We start from the raw sequence: 18,574 nt of genomic DNA, 5'->3' as shown, positions 1-18,574 counted from the left end.
ACAGTGAGCACCTCTGACACATCCCCGAAGCCGCGCCGAGGCGAACTGCGGATCTACCTCGGCGCGGCTCCGGGCGTCGGCAAGACCTTCGCCATGCTCGGCGAAGCGCGCCGCCGCCTCGACCGCGGCACCGATGTCGTCGTCGGCCTGGTCGAGACGCACGGCCGCAAGAAAACCGCCGACCTGCTCGACGGGCTGGAGGTCGTGCCGCGGCGCACGGTCAGCCACCGCGGGCACGAGTTCGCCGAAATGGACCTCGACGCGGTGCTCGCCCGCGCGCCCGAGGTCGTCGTGGTGGACGAGCTGGCGCACACGAACGTGCCCGGCGGACGGCACGAGAAACGCTGGCAGGACATCGACGAGCTGCTCGAAGCGGGCATCGACGTGCTGTCCACGGTCAACGTCCAGCATCTGCAGAGCCTCAACGACGTCGTCGAGCGCATCACCGGCGTCACCCAGCAGGAAACCGTGCCGGACGAGGTCGTGCGCCGCGCGGAGCAGCTGGAGCTGGTGGACATCACGCCGGAGGCGCTGCGGCGGCGGCTCGCGCACGGCAACGTCTACCCGGCCGAGCGCATCGACGCCGCGCTGGGCAACTACTTCCGGCCCGGCAACCTCACCGCATTGCGCGAGCTGGCGCTGCTGTGGGTGGCCGACCAGGTCGATGTCGCTCTGCAGCGGTACCGCGCCGAGCAGAAGATCACCGACACGTGGGAGACCCGCGAACGGGTGGTCGTGTCGATCACCGGCGGTCCGGAAAGCGAGACGCTGATCCGGCGTGCCAGCCGGATCGCCAACCGGGCGGGTGCGGAGCTGCAGGTCGTGCACATCCTGCGCGGCGACGGTCTCGCCGGGCTCGGGCCGACCGCGATGGCTCGCTGCCGCACGCTGGCCGAGGAGGTCGGCGCGACCTTCCACGCGGTGGTCGGCGACGACGTGCCGACCGCGTTGCTCGACTTCGCGCGCGGGGTCAACGCGACTCAGCTGGTGATCGGCACCTCGCGACGATCTCGGGTCGCGCGGCTTTTCGACGAGGGCATCGGCGCGACGGTGATCCAGCAGTCCGGGCCGATCGACGTGCACATGGTCACGCACTCCTACGCCGGCGGACGGCTGCGTGCGCGGCTCGGCACGAGCCCGCTAGCGCCGTCGCGGCTCGTGATGGGCTGGGTGCTGAGCATCCTGCTGCCGCTGGCCGCGACCGGGCTCGGCGTGCTGCTGCGTGACGCGGTCGAGTTCTCCACGGACGTGATCCTCTTCGTGCTCTCGACGGTCATCGTCGCTTTGGTGGGCGGGCTCGGTCCAGCTTTGGTGGCGTCGATTTTCGGTGCTGGGCTGCTGAATTTCTTCTTCACACCGCCGCTGTACACGCTGGATGTGCACAGTCCGCAGAACGTCGTGACGCTGATCGCGATGATCGTGGTCGCGGTGATGGTGGCTTTGGTCGTCGCTTCCGCCGCCCGGCGGGGTGTCGCGGCGGCTCGGGCGCGGACGGAGGCGTCGCTGCTGGCTTCATATGCGCGGACTGTGCTGACCGATCCGAATCCGATCGAGCGGTTGCTGGAGAAGGTGCGGGAGAATTTCGGCCTCACTTCCGTGACGCTGCTGGAGAAACGCAACGGCAAATGGGACAAGGTCGCGTTGTCCGGCGGCGAACCGTGTGCTGACCCGGATGAGGCCGATGTGGACATCGCGGTGACCGCCGACGTGCACCTGACCCTGCGCGGTCGCGCCTTGCCCGCCGCAGACCGTCGCGTGCTGGAAGCTGTTGCGGGACAAGCTTTGCTCGCCTTGCGGCAGCAACGGATGGCCGCAGCCGCGGCAGCCGCCGAACGTAAAGCCGAAGCGACCGAACTGCGCACGACGCTGCTGTCCGCGGTCGGGCATGACCTGCGGACGCCGCTCACGTCCATCAAGGCCGCGATCGGCAGCCTGCGCGCGCCGGACCTGTCACTGTCCGATGAGGACACTGAGGAACTGATGGAAGCCGTGGAACTTTCCGCGGACCGGCTCGCCGGGCTGATCGACAACCTGCTCGACTCCTCGCGGCTGGCGACCGGGGCCGTCACCCCGCACCTGCGGCCGGTCGGCTACGACGAGGTGGTCGCACACGCCTTGTCCAATGTGGACAACACGCAAGGCGTTCAGGTCTTCGTGGACGCGCACTTGCCTTCGGTGCAAGCAGATCCGGGCTTGCTGGAACGGGTGATCGCGAACGTGCTGGACAACGCTCTCCGCCACGGCGGCGGTGATGTCTCAGCACGGGCGAGCGCGCATTCGGAATTCGTGGAACTGCGGATCGTCGACCACGGCAAGGGTCTGCGGAAGGGCGCTGCGGAATCCGCCTTCGCGCCCTTCCAACGACTGGGCGGAGACCGCGACTCGACGCCGGGCGTGGGTCTGGGGCTGTCCGTAGCGAAGGGGTTCACCGAGGCGATGGGCGGTACGGTTCGTGCCGAGGACACTCCAGGCGGAGGGTTGACGGTGGTGATCTCGCTGCCGGCCTGTACCGGCCGGGAATTGGTGGAAGCTGAATCGGCTGAGGAGGGCGTGGCGCGATGACTGCCGACCCAACGGCGACGGTACTGGTCGTCGACGACGAACCGCAGATCGTGCGGGCGCTGCGGATCAACCTCAACGCGCGCGGGTACAAGGTGATCACCGCCCACGACGGCACCGCTGCGCTGAAAGCAGTCGCTGAAACGAAACCCGACGTGGTGGTGCTGGACCTCGGCCTGCCTGACCTCGACGGCACCGAGGTGATCGCGGGCCTGCGCGGCTGGACGACGGTGCCGATCATCGTGCTGTCCGCGCGCGGCGATTCGGCGGACAAGGTGCAAGCGCTAGACGCGGGCGCTGACGATTACGTGACCAAACCGTTCGGAATGGACGAACTGCTGGCCCGGCTGCGGGCGGCGGTGCGACGTTCGTCGGTGGCGGGCACGGACGGTGCGGAAGCCGTGGTGGACACCGGATCGTTCACGATCGACCTGGCGGCGAAGAAGGTGCTGCGCGAGGGCCGCGAGGTGCACCTGACCAAGACTGAGTGGGGAGTCTTGGAGCTGCTGGTGCGCAACCGGGGGCGGTTGGTGGCGCAGAAGCAGCTGCTCCACGAGGTGTGGGGGCCGTCGTATGAGACGGAATCGCATTATCTGCGGGTGTATCTGGCGCAGTTGCGGCGGAAGCTGGAGCCGGAGCCTTCCCGGCCGCGGCATCTTTTGACGGAACCCGGGATGGGCTACCGCTTCGAAGCCTGACTTGGCCGAAAAGCCGTGAGGGGAACCCTGAGGGAATCAGATTCCCTCAGGGTTCCCCTCACGTACTTTCAGCGGGTGGTGGAACTCGTCGGGTTGGGGTCCGAAGTGGACGCGCTCGGCGTCGACGACGGCTGGCCGCCGGTCGAACTGCTGCCGGGCGGCTTCGTCGGCGACGAGCTGTCGGGCGGCGGGGTCGGGGTCGTGCTGTCCGGCGGGTTGCTCGTTGTGTCCGGCGGCGGCGTGACCGTCTTCGTGGTCGGCGGGTCGCTGCGCGGCGTGCTCGAGGAATTGCCCGGGTTCCCGCCAGGGGGCGGCACCGGCTGCCCGCCGCCAGGCTGCCCGCCGGGCTGCCCGGCGTTCGGCGGAGGAGTGAGCACGCTCGTCGTCGGCTTCCCGTCCGGACCGACAGCCACCACGGTGGTCGGCGTCGGCGGGGCGGTCTGGCCGGGCGTCGGCGAGCCGGGGACGGTCATCGGGCCGCCGGGGACGGCGTTGCCCGGGACGACTACCTGCGAGCTGCCCTGCAGGCCGCCCTGGCCGCCGCCGGTGCTGTTCGTCGCGGTGTCGGTGACCGAGCCGGGGCCGGCCAGTTCGGCGACCGCGGCGAAGGCCGTCGCGACCACGAGGCCGCTGACGCCCAGGATCGCGTAGCCGGAGCGGCTGAGCCGCCCGCTCGCGCCCTTCGGCGGAGCGGTGGGGGCAGCGCTCACCGCGATCTCGGGCGACGCTGAGCTTGGTTCAGGCCCGTCGGGACGGGACATGCAGGCTCCTTAGAAGAGTCAACGCTCAAGTCGAGGGGCGGCACGGGGGAGCGGGGCTCCGGCCCCGGATGCCAGGCGGGAGATTATCACTGCTCAGCACCCGTTCGCGCGACCGAGGGACGGGACCGTCACCGTCCGCAGCCGCGGGCGTGCGGCAGGATGGGGCCGGTGAACGAGCAGGAATCGCCCGTCCGGCTGGCCGCTTGGGTGCACGGGCAGGTGCAAGGTGTCGGTTTTCGCTGGTGGACCCGGAGCCGGGCGCTCGAACTCGGGCTGACCGGATTCGCCAGGAATCTCCCGGACGGGCGTGTTGAGGTCGTCGCGGAGGGTAGCCGGGACAACTGTGGGCAACTGCTGGCGGCGCTGCGCTCGCGAACCTCACCCGGACGAGTGGATCAGGTAGTTGAACGCTGGACCGCCGCGAAGGGCGGGCTCGAAGGATTCCTCGAACGCTGAGCCGGGTGGGGCGGCTGCGGCTGATGGGGTGCTTGGGGTTGCCGGGGCGGTCGAACGTGTGCTAGGCGCGCCCGGGCGGCCTGGCCTCCCACTGCGCCCGGGAACCCCCGGGTAGCCTGTCCCGAACCGGGGGAACCGGTAGCCATCCAGTACCCGTGGCCAAGAGGGGTCGGCAGCACGTGCACCTGAAAAGCCTGACGCTCAAGGGCTTCAAGTCCTTCGCCTCGGCGACCACGCTGCGCTTCGAACCCGGCATCACCTGCGTGGTCGGCCCGAACGGCTCCGGAAAGTCGAACGTCCTCGACGCGCTGCGCTGGGTCATGGGCACCCAGGGCGCGAAGGACCTGCGCGGCGGCAAGATGGAAGACGTCATCTTCGCCGGCACCGCGGGCCGCGCGCCGCTCGGCCGCGCCGAGGTCACGCTCACCATCGACAACGCCGACGGCGCGCTGCCGATCGAGTACGCCGAGGTCTCCATCACCCGCCGGATGTTCCGCGACGGCGCGAGCGAGTACGAGATCAACGGCGACCGCTGCCGCCTGATGGACGTGCAGGAGCTGCTCTCGGACTCCGGCATCGGCCGCGAGATGCACGTCATCGTCGGGCAGGGGCAGCTCTCGGCGATCCTCGAGTCGAAGCCCGAGGAGCGGCGCGCGTTCATCGAGGAGGCCGCCGGCGTCCTCAAGCACCGCAAGCGCAAAGAGCAGACCCTGCGCAAGCTCAACAACATGCAGGGCAATCTCGACCGGCTCACCGACCTCACCACCGAGCTGCGCCGCCAGCTCAAGCCGCTGGGCAAACAGGCCGAGATCGCGCGCAAGGCCCAGTCGGTGCAGTCCGACCTGCGCGACGCCCGGCTCCGGCTCTTCGCCGACGACCTGGTCACCCAGCGCCAATCCATCGCCCGCGACGAGGCCGACGAGCGCACTGCCCGCCAGCGTCGCGCCGAAGTCGAGCAGGCGCTGGAACTCGTCGCCGCCGAGGAAGCCGAGCTGGAAGCGTCGCTCGCCGAGGACGCGCCGCGGCTGCAGATCGCGCAGGAGACTTGGTACAAGCTCTCGGCGCTTACCGAGCGGCTGCGCGGCACCGTGCGGCTGGCTGTGGAGCGGCAGCGGCACCTTTCTTCCGATGTCTCCGCGCCCACCGGCGGCCGTGACCCGGAGGAGCTGCTTGCCGAGGCCGAGCAGGCCGCGGAGCGCGAGCAGGAGCTGACCGAAGCGGTCATGGAGGCCCGCGAACTTCTCGCGGAAACCGTGCTGCGCCGGGAAGATCTCGAACAGCGGGTGCAGGCCGCGGAGCGCGCGCACTGGGCCGCGGTCCGGGCGATCGCCGACCGCCGTGAGGGCATGGCGAAGCTGACCGGTCAGGTCGAAGCGCTGCGCAGCAAGAACGGCGCGACCGCGGAAGAGGTCGACCGGCTCACGGTCGGTCTGCAGGAAGCGGCCGAGCGCGCCGAGATCGCGGTCGAGGAGCTGGAAGAAGCCAAAGCCGTTGGCGGCACGGAGGAATCCGACGACGCCGACCTGCAGCAGCGCCACGACCGCGCGGTGGAGGCGAACAACGCCGCCAAGGCTCGCGTCGAAGAGCTCGTGAAGGCCGAGCGCGGTTCGGAGCGCGAGATCGCGTCGGAGAAGGCGCGCGTCGAGGCGCTGTCGATGGGGCTCAAGCGCAAGGACGGCGCGGGCGCGCTGCTGGGTGCGTCGGCGGAATTGCCGGGCCTGCTCGGTTCGGTCGCCGCGTTGCTCACCGTGCAGCCGGGCCACGAGGTCGCGCTGGCCGCCGCGCTCGGACCGATCGCGGACGCGGTCGCGGTTTCCGGCGGCGAGAACGCGCTCTCGGCGTTGAAGTACTTGAAGGAGACCGATTCCGGTCGCGCCGGGATCGTGCCGGTCAGTGCTGGGTCCACTGTGGACACTAGCGCGTGGCCGATGCTGCCCGAGGGCGCGCGCTGGGCTCGCGAGGTCGTCAACGCGCCGGAGCAGCTGCGGCCCGCGGTCGAGAAGGCGCTGGACCGGCTCGCGCTGGTGCCGGATCTGGACGCCGCGCGGCAGCTCGTGGCCCAGCATCCGCAGGTGCGGGCGGTCACCGCCGAGGGCGATGTCTTCGGGGCCAACTGGATCGCCGGCGGTTCCGCCGCTCGCGAGAGCGTGATCGAGGTCCAGGCGGCGGTCGACGAGGCGCAGGAACGCTTGCGCACGGCCGAACGCGCGCTGGAGCAGTACTCCGCCGAGCTGGAAGGCGCGCGCGCCGAGCAGCAGTCCCGGCGCGAAGAGGTCGGCCAGGCGAAGGACGCGCTCGGCGAAGCCAAGGTGCGCAAGGCTCGTTCGTCCGAGCGGCTCAACCGGTTGCAGCAGGCGGCGCGGTCCGCGCAGGCCGAGGTGGAACGGCTGACCCAGCAGCGCGCGAAGGTCGAGCAGAGTCGCGAGCAGGCGCTGGAACAGTTGGCAGAGCTGGAAGAACGCCTCGCCGCGGTCGCCGAGCAGCCGGTCGAGGACGACCCGGACACCGCCGAGCGCGACGAGGCCGCCGAGCAGCTTGCCGTGGTACGGCAGGAAGAAGTCGAGGCACGGCTCGCGCAGCGCACCGCCGAGGAACGCGCGCGCAGCATCGCCGGGCGCGCGGAGTCGTTGCGCCGTGCGGCTTACGCCGAGCAGCAGGCCCGTGAGCGCGCGGCCAAGGCCCGGGAAGCGCGCGAGCGTGGTGCGGAAATCGCGAACGCGGTCGTGAACGCCGGTGAGTTCGCGCTGGAGCGGATCGAACTGAGCGTGCAGCGCGCGGCCGCCGAACGCGACGAAGCCCAGGCGCAGCGCCAAACCCGCGAAACCGCGCTCACCGCGGTACGGGCGAAGGTGCGCGAGCTGTCCGGCGAGCTGGAGAAGCTGACCGACGCCGTGCACCGCGACGAGGTGCTGCGCGCCGAGCAGAAGCTGCGGCTGGAAACGCTGGAAGCCAAGATCGCCGAGGACTTCGGCATCGGGCTGGCGGACCTGGTCGAGGAGTACGGCCCGGACGTGCCGGTGCCGCCGAGCGCGGGCGAGATGGCCGAGTACGAGGCGGCGAAGGAACGCGGCGAGGACGTCACGCAGCCGCCGCCGATGCCGTTCGACCGCGACACCCAGGCCCGCCGTGCCAAGCGCGCGGAGAAGGACCTGACCCTGCTGGGCAAGGTGAACCCGCTGGCGCTGGAGGAGTTCGCGGCGCTGGAGGAGCGCTACAAGTTCCTGTCCACCCAGCTGGAAGACCTCAAGGACACCCGCAAGGACCTCGAGGCCGTCATCAAGCAGGTCGACGAGAAGATCCTGGAGGTCTTCGCCTCGGCCTACGCCGACGTGGCGCGCGAGTTCGAGACCGTCTTCGGCGTGCTGTTCCCCGGCGGCGAGGGCCGGATGGTGCTCACCGAGCCCAACGACCTGCTCGCCACCGGCGTGGACGTCGAGGCGCGCCCGCCGGGCAAGAAGGTCAAGCGGCTTTCGCTGCTGTCCGGCGGCGAGAAGTCGCTGGTGGCGGTCGGCATGCTGGTCGCGATCTTCCGCGCCCGCCCTTCGCCCTTCTACGTGATGGACGAGGTCGAGGCGGCGCTGGACGACACCAACATGCGCCGGCTGATCGGCCTGCTGGAGCAGCTGCGCGATTCGTCGCAGCTGATCATCATCACGCACCAGAAGCCGACCATGGAGATCGCCGACGCGCTGTACGGCGTGAGCATGCAGGGCGACGGCATCACCAAGGTGATCTCGCAGCGGCTGCGCGCCGCGGACGAGGAACCGGTCCCGGCTTCCTGAGCGGGGTTGCGCCGAACGGGGCGATCCTGCCCGAACGGGCAGGCCTGACCGGACAGCCGTCCGATCGGCCAACTGCCGCGGCGTCCGCACGTCTTCAGGGGTGTTCGAAAGAAACACATCCTGGAGGGGATTCGACAATGCGCACCATGGTGGCCCGCACCCTGATTTCCGGTTCGATGCTCGGCGTTGCGCTGGCAGTAGGCGCGTGCGGCGGCGGTCCGCAAGCCGGGCAGGCCGCGGCGGTGCAGAGTCCGCTCTCCGCCGCGCCGACCGCTTCGTCGGTGGCCGCGCCGAGTTCTTCCGCGACGCCCTCGCCGGCTCCGACGCACACGAGCAAGTCCAAGCCGCACCCGACCCCGGCCAAGCAGCAGCCCAGCGACCGGTTGCCGGGCAAGGGCGAACTCGGCAACGGCGCGGACTGCGGCCCGATCGACGGCCCCGGCGGCAAGGTCGACGTGGTGACCGAGGCGATGCCCGCCGGGACCGTCGGCTGCACCGAGGCGATCAACGTGATGTCGGACTACCTGACCCAGGCGCCGACCAAGGCGCAGGGCACCGGGCGCTTCCTCGACGTCGACGGCTGGAACTGCGGCTACGACGGCGGAAACGGCGGCAGCAAGCAGATTTTCTGCGGCAGCAAGGGACTTTCGTTCCACGGCAAGGCCGTCTGAGCGAGGCCCGTTTCTCTCGCACCCCGGGTACGAAAGGGTAGAAGCGGGCGCGACGGCTGTCCGGGGCGGGCCCGCTGCTGGCACGGTCGATCTCGTCCGGCGGCGCGGTTTCCCCGCGGGCCGGGCGCACTTTCAAGGCAGCACTGGGAGAAAGGTTCCACAGCGATCATGCCTTCACTCGTCAAGAGACTCGCGATCGGCGGCGCCGCGGCGCTCGCGCTGGCCGTCACCGTTCCGGCCGGTCAGGCGTTCGCCATCGACCGGGTCGCCTGCAACGGCCGCACCGACTTCGTCCAGCTGCGCCTCGCGGGCGGAAACCCTTGGGACGGCAGCGATGTCGCCTGCTTCGCCAACGGCGGCGCGACGTATGTGGACCTGGGCGGCGTCACCCGGGTCGACTCCGGCAACAACTCGGTCACCCTGTACTGGGACGGCGGCCAGGCCAGCCTCGGCCACTGGCAGGGCGCCGACCTGAACTTCGTGCACGTGCGGCAGGTCTGGATCCACTGACGGATTTCTCGCGGGCGGCCCGGCTTCCCGCCGGGCCGTTTCGCTGCCGCGCTGCCGACCCGGCGCGGGCCCCTTAGGGTGATTTCGGCCGATCGGCGGCCGAAGCCCGGGGAGGGATTCTTCATGCGCTCGAAGCTGTCCAAAGCCGTTGTCGCAGCGTCGATTCTCGCGTTCGGCGCGCTGGCCTCGGCTTGCGGCGGGAGCAACGACACGGCGGGTGAAGTCTCGTCCCCGCCGTCGGTCGCGCTCACTGCCACGTCCGCGCCGGCGAGCCCGCTGCCGAGCAGCAAGGCCGCGCCTTCAAGCAAGACACCTGGCCCGGACAGTTCGGACAACGGCGAAACGGTCGGCCCGCCGGTCGAGTGCGGCCCGATCGACGCGCCCAACGGCAAGGTCGGCCTGGTCGCCGCCGAGACCAAGGCCGGTCGCCCTGGCTGCACCGAGGCGATCAACGTGATCACCCAGTACTTCGCGGACGCGCCGAAGAAGGCCGAGGGCACCTCGCACGTGCTGAACGTGAGCGGCTGGCGCTGCATGGCCGACACCGGCGCGCAAGGCAGCGGCCGGATCGGCTGCGACAAGGACGGGCTGGCCTTCTATACCCAGCCGTAGAACGCACTCTCGCCGGGTTCCCGCAGGAACCCGGCGAGAGCAAATCCCTTGTTACGCAGGGGTTTCCGCGGGTTCTTCGACCTTCTCGACGTTCGGGTCCACGCCGCGCCGCCGCAGCGACAGCAGACCGCCCACGATCAGCGTGATCAGCACGCCGGCGAAGGTGTACCAGTAGGTCGCCAGCGGCACGAGCGTCTTCGTGGCCGCGCCGAAGCGGATGTGCACCTCGGTCGTCGCCTTGTCGAATTTCACGAACAGGATCAGGAACGCCATGCCGACCACCGAGCAGGCGAACGCGATCACCGCGTCGGACTGGCGGGCCTTGCGCACCAGCAGGCCGAGGAAGAACGAGCCGAGCAGCGCGCCGTAGGTGTAGCCGACGATCCCGAGTCCCTGCTGGATCACCGGGTCCTTCGAGTTCGTGAACATCGAGGCGAACACCGCGAAGACCGCCGCCCAGATGAGTGTCCACATGCGACCGTGCCGGAGCAGCTTCGCGTCCTCGATCGACTTGTGCGTGAACCGCTGGTAGAGGTCGGCGATGGTGGACGTGGACAGCGCGTTGAGCGCGGACGCGAGCGCGCCCATCGTCGACGCCAGGATTCCGGCGATCAGCAGCCCGGCCAGGCCGACCGGAAGGTCGTTGACGATGAAATTGGAGAACACGTCGTCGCCGGACATCTTCCCGGCCGCGACCGCGGTGGCCGTCGAGCCGGTCTTGCCGCCGGTGTAGACCCACAGCATCGCGCCGACGAGCAGGAACAGCGCGAACTGGACGAACACCACGATCGACGAGCCGATCAGCGCGCGCTGGCCGTCGCGCAGGTTCCGGCACGACAGCAGACGGCCGACGATCAGCTGGTCCGCGCCGTGCGAAGCCATCGACAGGAACGCGCCGCCGACCACCGCGCAGAGGAACGCGTACGGGTTGGTGAGCAGGTTCGACGCGAAGTCGGTGAGCTGGAACCGGCCCTGGCTCGAAGCGATCTGCGTCCAGCCGGACGGCAGTTTCGTGGACAGGAAGATCACCGCGCCGATCGCGCCGAGGATGTAGAGCGACCACTGGATGACGTCGACCCAGATCACCGACTTGATGCCGCCGACGAACGCGTAGATCACGGTGAGCGCGGTCAGCAGGACGACGATGTGCCAGTACTCGGTGTGGATGCCGTAGTGGCCGAGGATCGCCTTGATCGGGATCGCCCCGGCGAACAGCCGCAGCCCCTCGGCGAGCAGCCGCGTCACCACGAAGGTGACCGAAGCGGTGCCCTGCAGCCCGCGCCCGAAGCGGCGGCCGAGGAATTCGTACGCGCTCACGTAGTTGCCGCGGAAGTAACGCGGCAGCAGCACGAACGCGGCGATCACGCGGCCGATGATGTAGCCGAAAGCCACTTCCAGGAACAGGAAGGCGCTGCCGAACACGAGCCCGGGCGTGGAGATCACGGTGAGCGTGGACGTCTCGGTGGCCACCACCGAGAGCGTGACCGCCCACCACGGCATGCTGCGCTCGCCGACGAAGTAGTCGTTCGCGGACTTCTGTCTGCGCCCGATCAGCACGCCGATGATCGGCATCGCCGCGAGGTACACGATGACGATCACCAGATCGACTGGATTCATGGGGTTCTCCTACCGTGGTTGCCCGGATTCCGCGACCCGGAGCCGGGTCGCGGCGCCCCCAGCGGGGCGGGGAGATTCAGGGGAGCCGCGCCCGGCGTCAGCGCGCCGAGCAGGCGGGGACCGCTCGCGCCGGTGGCCGAGGGCAGCGTCGCCGGGACGCCGCACCAGCTCAGCCAGCCGAGCAACGCGGTCAGGTAGGCCTCTTTGCCGGAGCCGGGGAGGCCGAGGTCGTCGCTGGTGCGGAGCGCGCCGTCGGGCAGAAGCCGGGCGAGCGCGGCCATCGTGGCGGGGTTCGCGACGCCGCCGCCGGACGCGACGACGGTCGCGACGCCGTGCCGCCGGCATTCCGCGGCGACCGTCGCGGCGGTCAGTTCGGTGAGCGTGGCCAGCAGATCCTCCGGGGACAACGGCGGCAGTCCGGACAGGGCCGCGTCAAGGTATCCGCCGTGGAAGTGCTCTTTGCCAGTGGATTTCGGGGGAGCGGCGGCGAAATAGGGGTCGGCCAGCAGGCGGTCGAGCAGGTCGTCGCGGACTGAACCGGCGAGCGCGAGCCGTCCGTCGACGTCGGCGGAAAGCTTGCCGTCGCTGACGTGCGCGGCGGCGAGATCGAGCAACGCGTTGGCCGGTCCGGTGTCGTACGCGAGCACCTTGTCCGACTGCGTGACGACGGTGATGTTCGCGATGCCGCCGAGGTTGAGCGCGGCCACCGGACTTCCGGTCTCCTCGGCGAGACCGCGCAGCCACATCGCGTCGAGCGTGCTCGCCAGCGGCGCGCCCTGGCCGCCCGCGGTGATGTCGCGGATGCGGAGGTCGGCGATCACCGGCACTCCGGTGCGCTCGGCGATCCACGCCGGCTGGCCGAGCTGGAGCGTGCCGAGCGCGACGCCGTTCTCGACCCAGTGGTAGACGGTCTGGCCGAGCGAGGCGATCACGTCCACCGGCCCGTACGCCGCGATCCCGCGCGCAGCGGCGTCCGCGAACGCCTGGCCGACCCGGGTGTCGAGGACGGTCAGCTGCCGCGCGCTGCTCGGCCGCGGCGGGAGAGCGTCGAGGAGATCCGTGCGGAGGTCGGCGGGATAAGGCACGTCGAGCTCGCCGAGCGGGGTGAGGACGACTGTCCCGTCGTCTTCGCGGATTTCGGCGACCGCGACGTCGATCCCGTCCACGGACGTGCCCGACAGCAGCCCGAGGACGCGGAAACAGTGGCCGGCGGGGGTGGTCATCCGATGTGGTCTAGTCAACACCGAAGGGGTGGCGCAAGACGCCTCGTGGAGTCTTGGCCGAATCGGAACCGTTCGCGTTACTCGTTGGCCTCGCGGTGGGGTGTCCCGTGGCTTGTGCACGCGGATGACAGGATGGTGGCGTGTCGAGCACCTGGTTCTGGATCGTTGTCGTCGCCGTCGTCGTCCTGGTTGCCGTGCTGGTGTCCGGGCTGCTCATCGCGCGCAAGCGGCGGATCAGCATGGCCGAGCGGCGCGAGGTCGAGGAGAAGCCGAAGGGCGGCGGGTACGCCGCGAGCGGCGGGATCTCCTTCGCGTCCGGCGGGACGGCGGTCGAGGAGAAACCTTCTCCGGAGCCTTCGCCTGAGCCCGAGCCTGCTCCCTCGCCGGAGCCGGTGGTCGAGCACCCCGTCGAGGACCGCCCGGAAGTCGACGGCCAGCCCGCGGTCGGCGACGACGCCGCGGTCCCGCGCGACTCCGACCAACGCACGGTGCGCGACGTCAAGCTCCCCGAGCCGGTCGAAGAAGAAGCCCCCGAAGCCGTTGTGCCGGGAACGGTCGAGCCCATCGAGGAGATCGAGTCTCCGGCCGGTCGCCTCGAGCGCCTGCGCGGCCGTCTGTCCAAGTCCCGCTCGGTGTTCGGCCAGAGCCTCCTGGGCCTCCTCGGCGGCGGCGACCTGGACGAGGACTCCTGGCAGGACGTCGAAGACACCCTGCTCCTGGCGGACCTCGGCGCCGCCACGACGACCCAGATCGTGGACCGCCTGCGCGACGAACTGAACCGCCGCGCGGTGCGCACGTCGGACGAGGCACGCGAGCTGCTGCACGAGGTGCTGACCGCGGCGCTGTCCACGGACGCCGAGCGCTCGGTCCGCGCGCTGCCGCATGAGGTAGACGGCAAGAAGCAGCCCGCGGTCGTGCTGGTGGCCGGCGTGAACGGCACCGGCAAGACCACGACGACCGGCAAACTGGCGCGAGTCCTGGTGGCACAGGGCGGAACCGTGGTCCTCGGCGCGGCCGACACGTTCCGCGCCGCCGCCGCCGAACAACTCCAGACGTGGGGCGACCGGGTGGGCGCGTCGGTCGTCCGCGGCAAGGAAGGCGCGGACCCGGCGGCGGTCGCGTTCGACGCGGTCAAACAGGGCATCAGCGAGGGCGTGGACACGGTCCTGATCGACACCGCGGGCCGCCTGCACACGAAGACCGGCCTGATGGACGAACTCGGCAAGGTGAAGCGGGTTGTCGAGAAGCAGGCGCGGGTGGACGAGGTGCTGCTCGTGCTGGACGCCACGACCGGACAGAACGGCCTCGCGCAGGCACGGGTGTTCGGCGAGGTCATCGACGTGACCGGGATCGTCCTGACGAAGCTCGACGGCACGGCCAAGGGCGGGATCGTGTTCCAGGTCCAGCGGGAGCTGGGGGTGCCGGTGAAGCTCGTGGGACTCGGTGAGGGGCCGGATGACCTGGCGCCGTTCGAGCCTGGTGCGTTCGTGGCCGCTTTGCTGGGCTGATGAAGTGAACCGTGTCACCCTTCGCACGCTGACCGAAGCAGACCGGTCGCGAGTGCACGAGATTCTCTCCGCGCCCGAAGTAGCGCAGTGGTGGGGCGAAGCCGACGAAGAGACCGACGGCCTGCTCTCGAAAGAGGGCGACCAGCACGCTTACGCCATCGAGTACGAGGGCCAGACCGTCGGCGTGATCCAGAGCTGGGAAGAGCCCGGTCACCGCTACCGGCACGCCGGAATCGACCTCGCCGTGCACCCGGACCACTACGGGCTCGGGCTCGGTGCGGAGGCGATCCGGATCCTCGCCCAGCGCCTGTTCGACCAGGGCCACCACCGGCTCACCATCGACCCGGCGGCGGCCAACGTCCGCGCGATTCACGTGTACGAGAAGCTCGGCTTCCGGCGCGTCGGGATCCTCCGCGGCTACGAGCAGGGGCCCGACGGGACCTGGCACGACGGACTGCTGTTGGACCTCCTCAAAGGCGAACTCAAGTAACCGGCAGCTGCTGCGAAAGCCGGTCCGCGATCTTCTGCACGACCGGCGCGATGTGGCTCACCGCGTCCGCCGTCAGCCGTCCGGACGGGCCGGAAACCGAGACCGCCGCGGGCACCGGTGCGCCGGGGATCGCGACGGCGATGCAGCGCACCCCGAGCTCCTGTTCCGCCTCGTCCAGCGCGTAGCCCTGTCCGGCGATCTTCTTCAGCTCCACCGCCAATGCGTCCGCGTCCGTGAAGGTGTGCTCGGTGTACGCGGGCATTCCGGTGCGTTCCAGCAGCGACGAGACCTCGTCGGCGGGCAGTTCCGCCAGCATCGCCTTGCCCACACCGGTGCCGTGCGGCAGCAAACGCCGGCCGACCTCGGTGAACATGCGCATCGAGTGCTTCGACGGCACCTGTGCGACATACACCACCTCGTCGCGTTCCAGCACCGCCAGGTTCGCCGTTTCGCCGACCTCCTCGACCAGCTCCACCAGCAGCGGCCGCGCCCACGCGCCGAACTGCATGCTCGCGTTCTCGCCGAGCCGGATCAGCCGGGCGCCGAGCGCGTAGTGCCGGTTGGTGTTCTGCCGGACGTAGCCCAGCGACACCAGCGTGCGGATCAGCCGGTGGATCGTCGGCATCGGCAGCCCGGACAGGGTCGCCAGCTCCGACAGGCTGGCCTCGCCGCCAGTGTCCGCCAGGTGCTCCAGCAGCTCGAACGCGCGCTGCAGGGACTGGACGCCGCCGTCTCGTCCGCTCTTCTCAGCCGCCACCAGTGGTCCTCCTCACAGACCCGATTGATGTTCCGCTATGCAGAAACTATAGTCCGTCAGGTAAAAACCGTAGGGACGTTATCCAAAGCACTACTCGGGGTGTTGCGCATGTCTGAGGTCCAGGTTCTCGGCGGGTCCGTCGAGCGTGGGGACGAGATTCTGACGCCGGAAGCCCTCGCTTTCGTAGCGGGCTTGCACGACGAGTACGCCGCGCGGCGCGACGAACTCCTCGTCGCGCGGGGCAAGCGGCGCGAGGAGGCCCGCACCACCGGCCGCCTCGATTTCCTCGCCGCGACCAAGGAGGTCCGCGAGAGCGACTGGCAGGTGGCCGGCGCTCCGGCCGCGCTGCGCGACCGCCGCGTGGAGATCACCGGTCCGACCGATCGCAAGATGACCATCAACGCCCTCAACTCCGGCGCCAAGGTGTGGCTCGCCGACTTCGAGGACGCCAACACGCCGCACTGGGCGAACGTCGTGGGCGGCCAGGTCAACCTGTCCGACGCGATCCGCGGCACCATCACGCTCGACCAGAACGGCAAGCACTACGAGCTGAAGCCGGACGTCGAGCACGCCACCATCGTGGTCCGCCCGCGCGGCTGGCACCTCGACGAGCGGAACCTGACCTTCGGCGGCCGCAAGGGCGTCGGCGCGCTGGTCGACTTCGGCCTGTACTTCTTCCACAACGCGCAGGAGCTGCTCAACCGCGGCAAGGGCCCGTACTTCTACCTGCCGAAGATGGAAAGCCACCTCGAAGCGCGGCTGTGGAACGACGTGTTCACGCACGCGGAGAAGGCGCTCGGCATCCCGCACGGCACCGTCCGCGCGACCGTGCTGATCGAGACCATCCCGGCCGCGTTCGAGATGGAAGAGATCCTCTACGAACTGCGCGAGCACGCCTCGGGCCTCAACGCGGGCCGCTGGGACTACCTGTTCAGCGTCATCAAGTACTTCCGCGACGCGGGCGAGAAGTTCGTGCTGCCGGACCGCAACTCGGTCACCATGACCGCGCCGTTCATGCGCGCCTACACCGAACTGCTGGTGCGCACCTGCCACAAGCGCGGCGCGTTCGCGATCGGCGGCATGGCCGCGTTCATCCCGAGCAAGGACCCGGAAGTCAACAAGGGCGCCTTCGACAAGGTGCACGCCGACAAGTCGCGGGAGGCCGGGGACGGCTTCGACGGTTCGTGGGTCGCGCACCCGGGCATGGTCGCACTCTGCAAGGAAGAGTTCGACAAGGTCCTCGGAGACAAGCCGAACCAGCTCGAGCGCACCCGCGACGAGGTGAGCGTGACCGCCGACCAGCTGCTGGACGTCGCCTCGACGCCGGGCAGCGCCACGGCGGCCGGGCTGCGCGCGGCGGTCGACGTCGGCATCCGCTACCTGGCCTCGTGGCTGGGCGGCAACGGCGCGGCGGCGATCCACAACCTGATGGAAGACGCCGCCACGGCCGAGATTTCGCGGTCGCAGGTGTGGCAGTGGGTCAAGAACGGCACGCAGCTGGACAACGGCGAGAAGGTCACCGCGGAGCTGGTGCGCGGGGTCGTGGCCGACGTCCGCGGCGAGCTGGCGGCGGAGGTTTCCGACGATCTGCTGAAGCCCGCGGTCGAGCTGTTCGAGCAGGTCGCGCTGGCTGACGAGTTCCCGGACTTCCTGACCCTGCCGGCGTACGAGCACATCCAGTAATGGGCGGCGGACGGCTCGCCGAGGACGTCTACACCGCCGCCGACACGCGGTTGGCCGAGGCCGACGCGCGCGTGGCGGCGCGGTATCCCGGCGAGTCTCCGGGCCGTCGTCCGGTGCACACGGTGTACGTGCCGGCGTCGCAGTACCGCACGCGCCTGGTCGCCGATTGGGGCAAGCAGGCGATGCGGGTCTTCGTCGAACACGGCGACCTGCTGAACCTCGACCCGGCGGTGGCCGAGCGGGTCCGCGAGAAGCTCCTCACCGAGCCGATCGAGGACCTCCGCATCGACTTCGAGGACGGTTACGGCCATCCCGGCGACGAAGCGGAGGACGCGGCCGCGGAAGCCGCCGGGCGCACCCTCGCGACCACCGGCGGCACCCCGTTCGTCGGAATCCGGTTCAAGAGCTTCGAAGCCGCGACGCGGCGGCGGGGCATCCGGACGCTCGATCTGTTCCTGTCCGGCTTGCTTTCCGAAGGCTCGCTGCCGGACGGATTCGTGGTGACGCTGCCGAAGGTCACCGCGGTCGAGCAGGTCGAAGTCGCCGCGGAAGTGTTGGGGCGGCTGGAAACCGCGTACGGACTGGCGGACCGCGCGCTGCGGTTCGAGGTGCAGATCGAGACCGCGCAGTCGATCCTTTCGACCGACGGCACGGTCTCGGTGGCGCAGATCATCCAGGCCGCCGACGGCCGGTGCTCCGGGCTGCATTACGGGACCTACGACTACAGCGCGGGTCTCGGCATCAGCGCGGCGTACCAGAGCATGGCGCACCCCGCGGCCGACTTCGCGAAGCAGGTGATGCAGGTCGCGGCTGCCGGAACGGGCGTGCGGCTGTCCGACGGTTCGACCAACCGGCTCCCGGTGGGCGACGACCTGCCGGGCGCGTGGGCGGAGCACCTCCGCTTGGTGCGGCGGTCGTTGGAGAACGGGTTTTACCAGGGCTGGGATCTGCATCCGCACCAACTGCCGACTCGGTACGCGGCGACGTACGCCTTCTACCGCGAGGGCGCTCCGGCGGCGGCCAAGCGGTTGCAGGACTACGCGTCGAAGACGGCCGGGGGAGTGCTGGACGAACCCGCGACGGCGGAGGCGCTGGCCCGGTATCTGCTCGGCGGCTACAACTGCGGAGCGCTGGCTGAGTCGGAACTCCCGTTTGAACCGGCGCGGCTGGACGCGTACGCGCGGCGGCAAGCCTGAGAGACGTCGTGAGTGCCTATCACGGTTAGAACCGCGATAGGCACTCACGAG

General features: G+C 70.0%; 14 protein-coding genes and 1 pseudogene. 11 read left to right on the top strand and 4 right to left on the bottom strand.

All coding sequences use genetic code 11. The annotated features are described in order from the left end of the window. The first annotated feature begins 3 nt into the window (after positions 1-3). The gene (locus AB5I40_RS17095) at positions 4-2,562 is read left to right on the top strand and encodes a DUF4118 domain-containing protein (RefSeq protein ID WP_370939503.1); all 2,559 of its coding nucleotides are present in this window, start codon (positions 4-6) and stop codon (positions 2,560-2,562) included. Further along, positions 2,559-3,257: a response regulator gene (locus AB5I40_RS17090; protein ID WP_370939502.1), complete on the top strand. Its 699-nt coding sequence runs from the start codon at positions 2,559-2,561 to the stop codon at positions 3,255-3,257. Before AB5I40_RS17095 ends, AB5I40_RS17090 begins: the two co-directional genes overlap by 4 nt. 68 nt (positions 3,258-3,325) lie before the next feature. On the opposite strand, the gene AB5I40_RS17085 is transcribed toward AB5I40_RS17090, so the two are convergent. Then, positions 3,326-4,018, bottom strand: coding sequence for a hypothetical protein (locus AB5I40_RS17085; protein ID WP_370939501.1), 693 nt, complete (start codon positions 4,016-4,018; stop codon positions 3,326-3,328). A gap of 159 nt (positions 4,019-4,177) precedes the next feature. On the opposite strand from AB5I40_RS17085, the gene AB5I40_RS17080 reads away from it, so the two are divergent. The 5 genes from AB5I40_RS17080 (at position 4,178) to AB5I40_RS17060 (ending at position 10,049) form a co-directional block, all read left to right on the top strand. Continuing rightward, positions 4,178-4,474 (top strand): acylphosphatase, encoded by a 297-nt coding sequence (locus AB5I40_RS17080; protein ID WP_370939500.1) that lies wholly within the window; start codon positions 4,178-4,180, stop codon positions 4,472-4,474. A gap of 179 nt (positions 4,475-4,653) precedes the next feature. Continuing rightward, entirely contained in the window at positions 4,654-8,256 is a 3,603-nt protein-coding gene (gene smc, locus AB5I40_RS17075) for a chromosome segregation protein SMC (protein ID WP_370940538.1), read from the top strand. A 137-nt stretch (positions 8,257-8,393) separates the two neighbouring features. Beyond that, entirely contained in the window at positions 8,394-8,927 is a 534-nt protein-coding gene (locus AB5I40_RS17070) for a hypothetical protein (RefSeq protein ID WP_370939499.1), read from the top strand. 168 nt (positions 8,928-9,095) lie between these two features. Next, positions 9,096-9,437 (top strand): beta/gamma crystallin domain-containing protein, encoded by a 342-nt coding sequence (locus AB5I40_RS17065; protein ID WP_370939498.1) that lies wholly within the window; start codon positions 9,096-9,098, stop codon positions 9,435-9,437. Between the two features lie 123 nt (positions 9,438-9,560). After that, entirely contained in the window at positions 9,561-10,049 is a 489-nt protein-coding gene (locus AB5I40_RS17060) for a hypothetical protein (RefSeq protein WP_370939497.1), read from the top strand. A gap of 51 nt (positions 10,050-10,100) precedes the next feature. On the opposite strand, the gene AB5I40_RS17055 is transcribed toward AB5I40_RS17060, so the two are convergent. After that, positions 10,101-11,666 (bottom strand): sodium:solute symporter, encoded by a 1,566-nt coding sequence (locus AB5I40_RS17055; RefSeq protein ID WP_370939496.1) that lies wholly within the window; start codon positions 11,664-11,666, stop codon positions 10,101-10,103. Positions 11,667-11,675: 9 nt separating this feature from the next. Beyond that, positions 11,676-12,889: pseudogene (locus AB5I40_RS17050) on the bottom strand (anhydro-N-acetylmuramic acid kinase). 140 nt (positions 12,890-13,029) lie between these two features. On the opposite strand from AB5I40_RS17050, the gene ftsY reads away from it, so the two are divergent. Further along, on the top strand, positions 13,030-14,397 hold the full coding sequence (gene ftsY, locus AB5I40_RS17045) for a signal recognition particle-docking protein FtsY (protein ID WP_370939495.1): 1,368 nt from the start codon (positions 13,030-13,032) through the stop codon (positions 14,395-14,397). 4 nt (positions 14,398-14,401) lie between these two features. Then, positions 14,402-14,887 (top strand): GNAT family N-acetyltransferase, encoded by a 486-nt coding sequence (locus AB5I40_RS17040; protein WP_370939494.1) that lies wholly within the window; start codon positions 14,402-14,404, stop codon positions 14,885-14,887. Here the strand turns inward: AB5I40_RS17040 and AB5I40_RS17035 are convergent. Then, entirely contained in the window at positions 14,880-15,644 is a 765-nt protein-coding gene (locus AB5I40_RS17035; protein ID WP_370939493.1) for an IclR family transcriptional regulator, read from the bottom strand. The two genes, AB5I40_RS17040 and AB5I40_RS17035, sit on opposite strands and share 8 nt — an antisense overlap. Before the next feature lie 108 nt (positions 15,645-15,752). Here AB5I40_RS17035 and aceB point away from each other — a divergent pair, with 108 nt between their 5' ends. Together aceB and AB5I40_RS17025 are read left to right on the top strand one after the other, a co-directional pair. Continuing rightward, the gene (aceB, locus tag AB5I40_RS17030; protein ID WP_370939492.1) at positions 15,753-17,327 is read left to right on the top strand and encodes a malate synthase A; all 1,575 of its coding nucleotides are present in this window, start codon (positions 15,753-15,755) and stop codon (positions 17,325-17,327) included. After that, entirely contained in the window at positions 17,327-18,523 is a 1,197-nt protein-coding gene (locus AB5I40_RS17025) for an aldolase (RefSeq protein ID WP_370939491.1), read from the top strand. Before aceB ends, AB5I40_RS17025 begins: the two co-directional genes overlap by 1 nt. Positions 18,524-18,574: the final 51 nt, after the last annotated feature.

This window comes from Amycolatopsis sp. cg13 (assembly GCF_041346965.1).
Lineage (GTDB): Bacteria > Actinomycetota > Actinomycetes > Mycobacteriales > Pseudonocardiaceae > Amycolatopsis.
This window is presented reverse-complemented; position numbering and strand designations above follow the sequence as displayed.

Coding starts and splice junctions, on each gene's coding strand:
- AB5I40_RS17090 (WP_370939502.1), top strand. CDS start 2,559: ATGACTGCCGACCCAACGGCGACGGTACTGGTCGTCGACGACGAACCG.
- AB5I40_RS17085 (WP_370939501.1), bottom strand. CDS start 4,018: ATGTCCCGTCCCGACGGGCCTGAACCAAGCTCAGCGTCGCCCGAGATC.
- AB5I40_RS17080 (WP_370939500.1), top strand. CDS start 4,178: ATGGGGCCGGTGAACGAGCAGGAATCGCCCGTCCGGCTGGCCGCTTGG.
- AB5I40_RS17070 (WP_370939499.1), top strand. CDS start 8,394: ATGCGCACCATGGTGGCCCGCACCCTGATTTCCGGTTCGATGCTCGGC.
- AB5I40_RS17065 (WP_370939498.1), top strand. CDS start 9,096: ATGCCTTCACTCGTCAAGAGACTCGCGATCGGCGGCGCCGCGGCGCTC.
- AB5I40_RS17060 (WP_370939497.1), top strand. CDS start 9,561: ATGCGCTCGAAGCTGTCCAAAGCCGTTGTCGCAGCGTCGATTCTCGCG.
- AB5I40_RS17055 (WP_370939496.1), bottom strand. CDS start 11,666: ATGAATCCAGTCGATCTGGTGATCGTCATCGTGTACCTCGCGGCGATG.
- aceB (WP_370939492.1), top strand. CDS start 15,753: ATGTCTGAGGTCCAGGTTCTCGGCGGGTCCGTCGAGCGTGGGGACGAG.
- AB5I40_RS17025 (WP_370939491.1), top strand. CDS start 17,327: ATGGGCGGCGGACGGCTCGCCGAGGACGTCTACACCGCCGCCGACACG.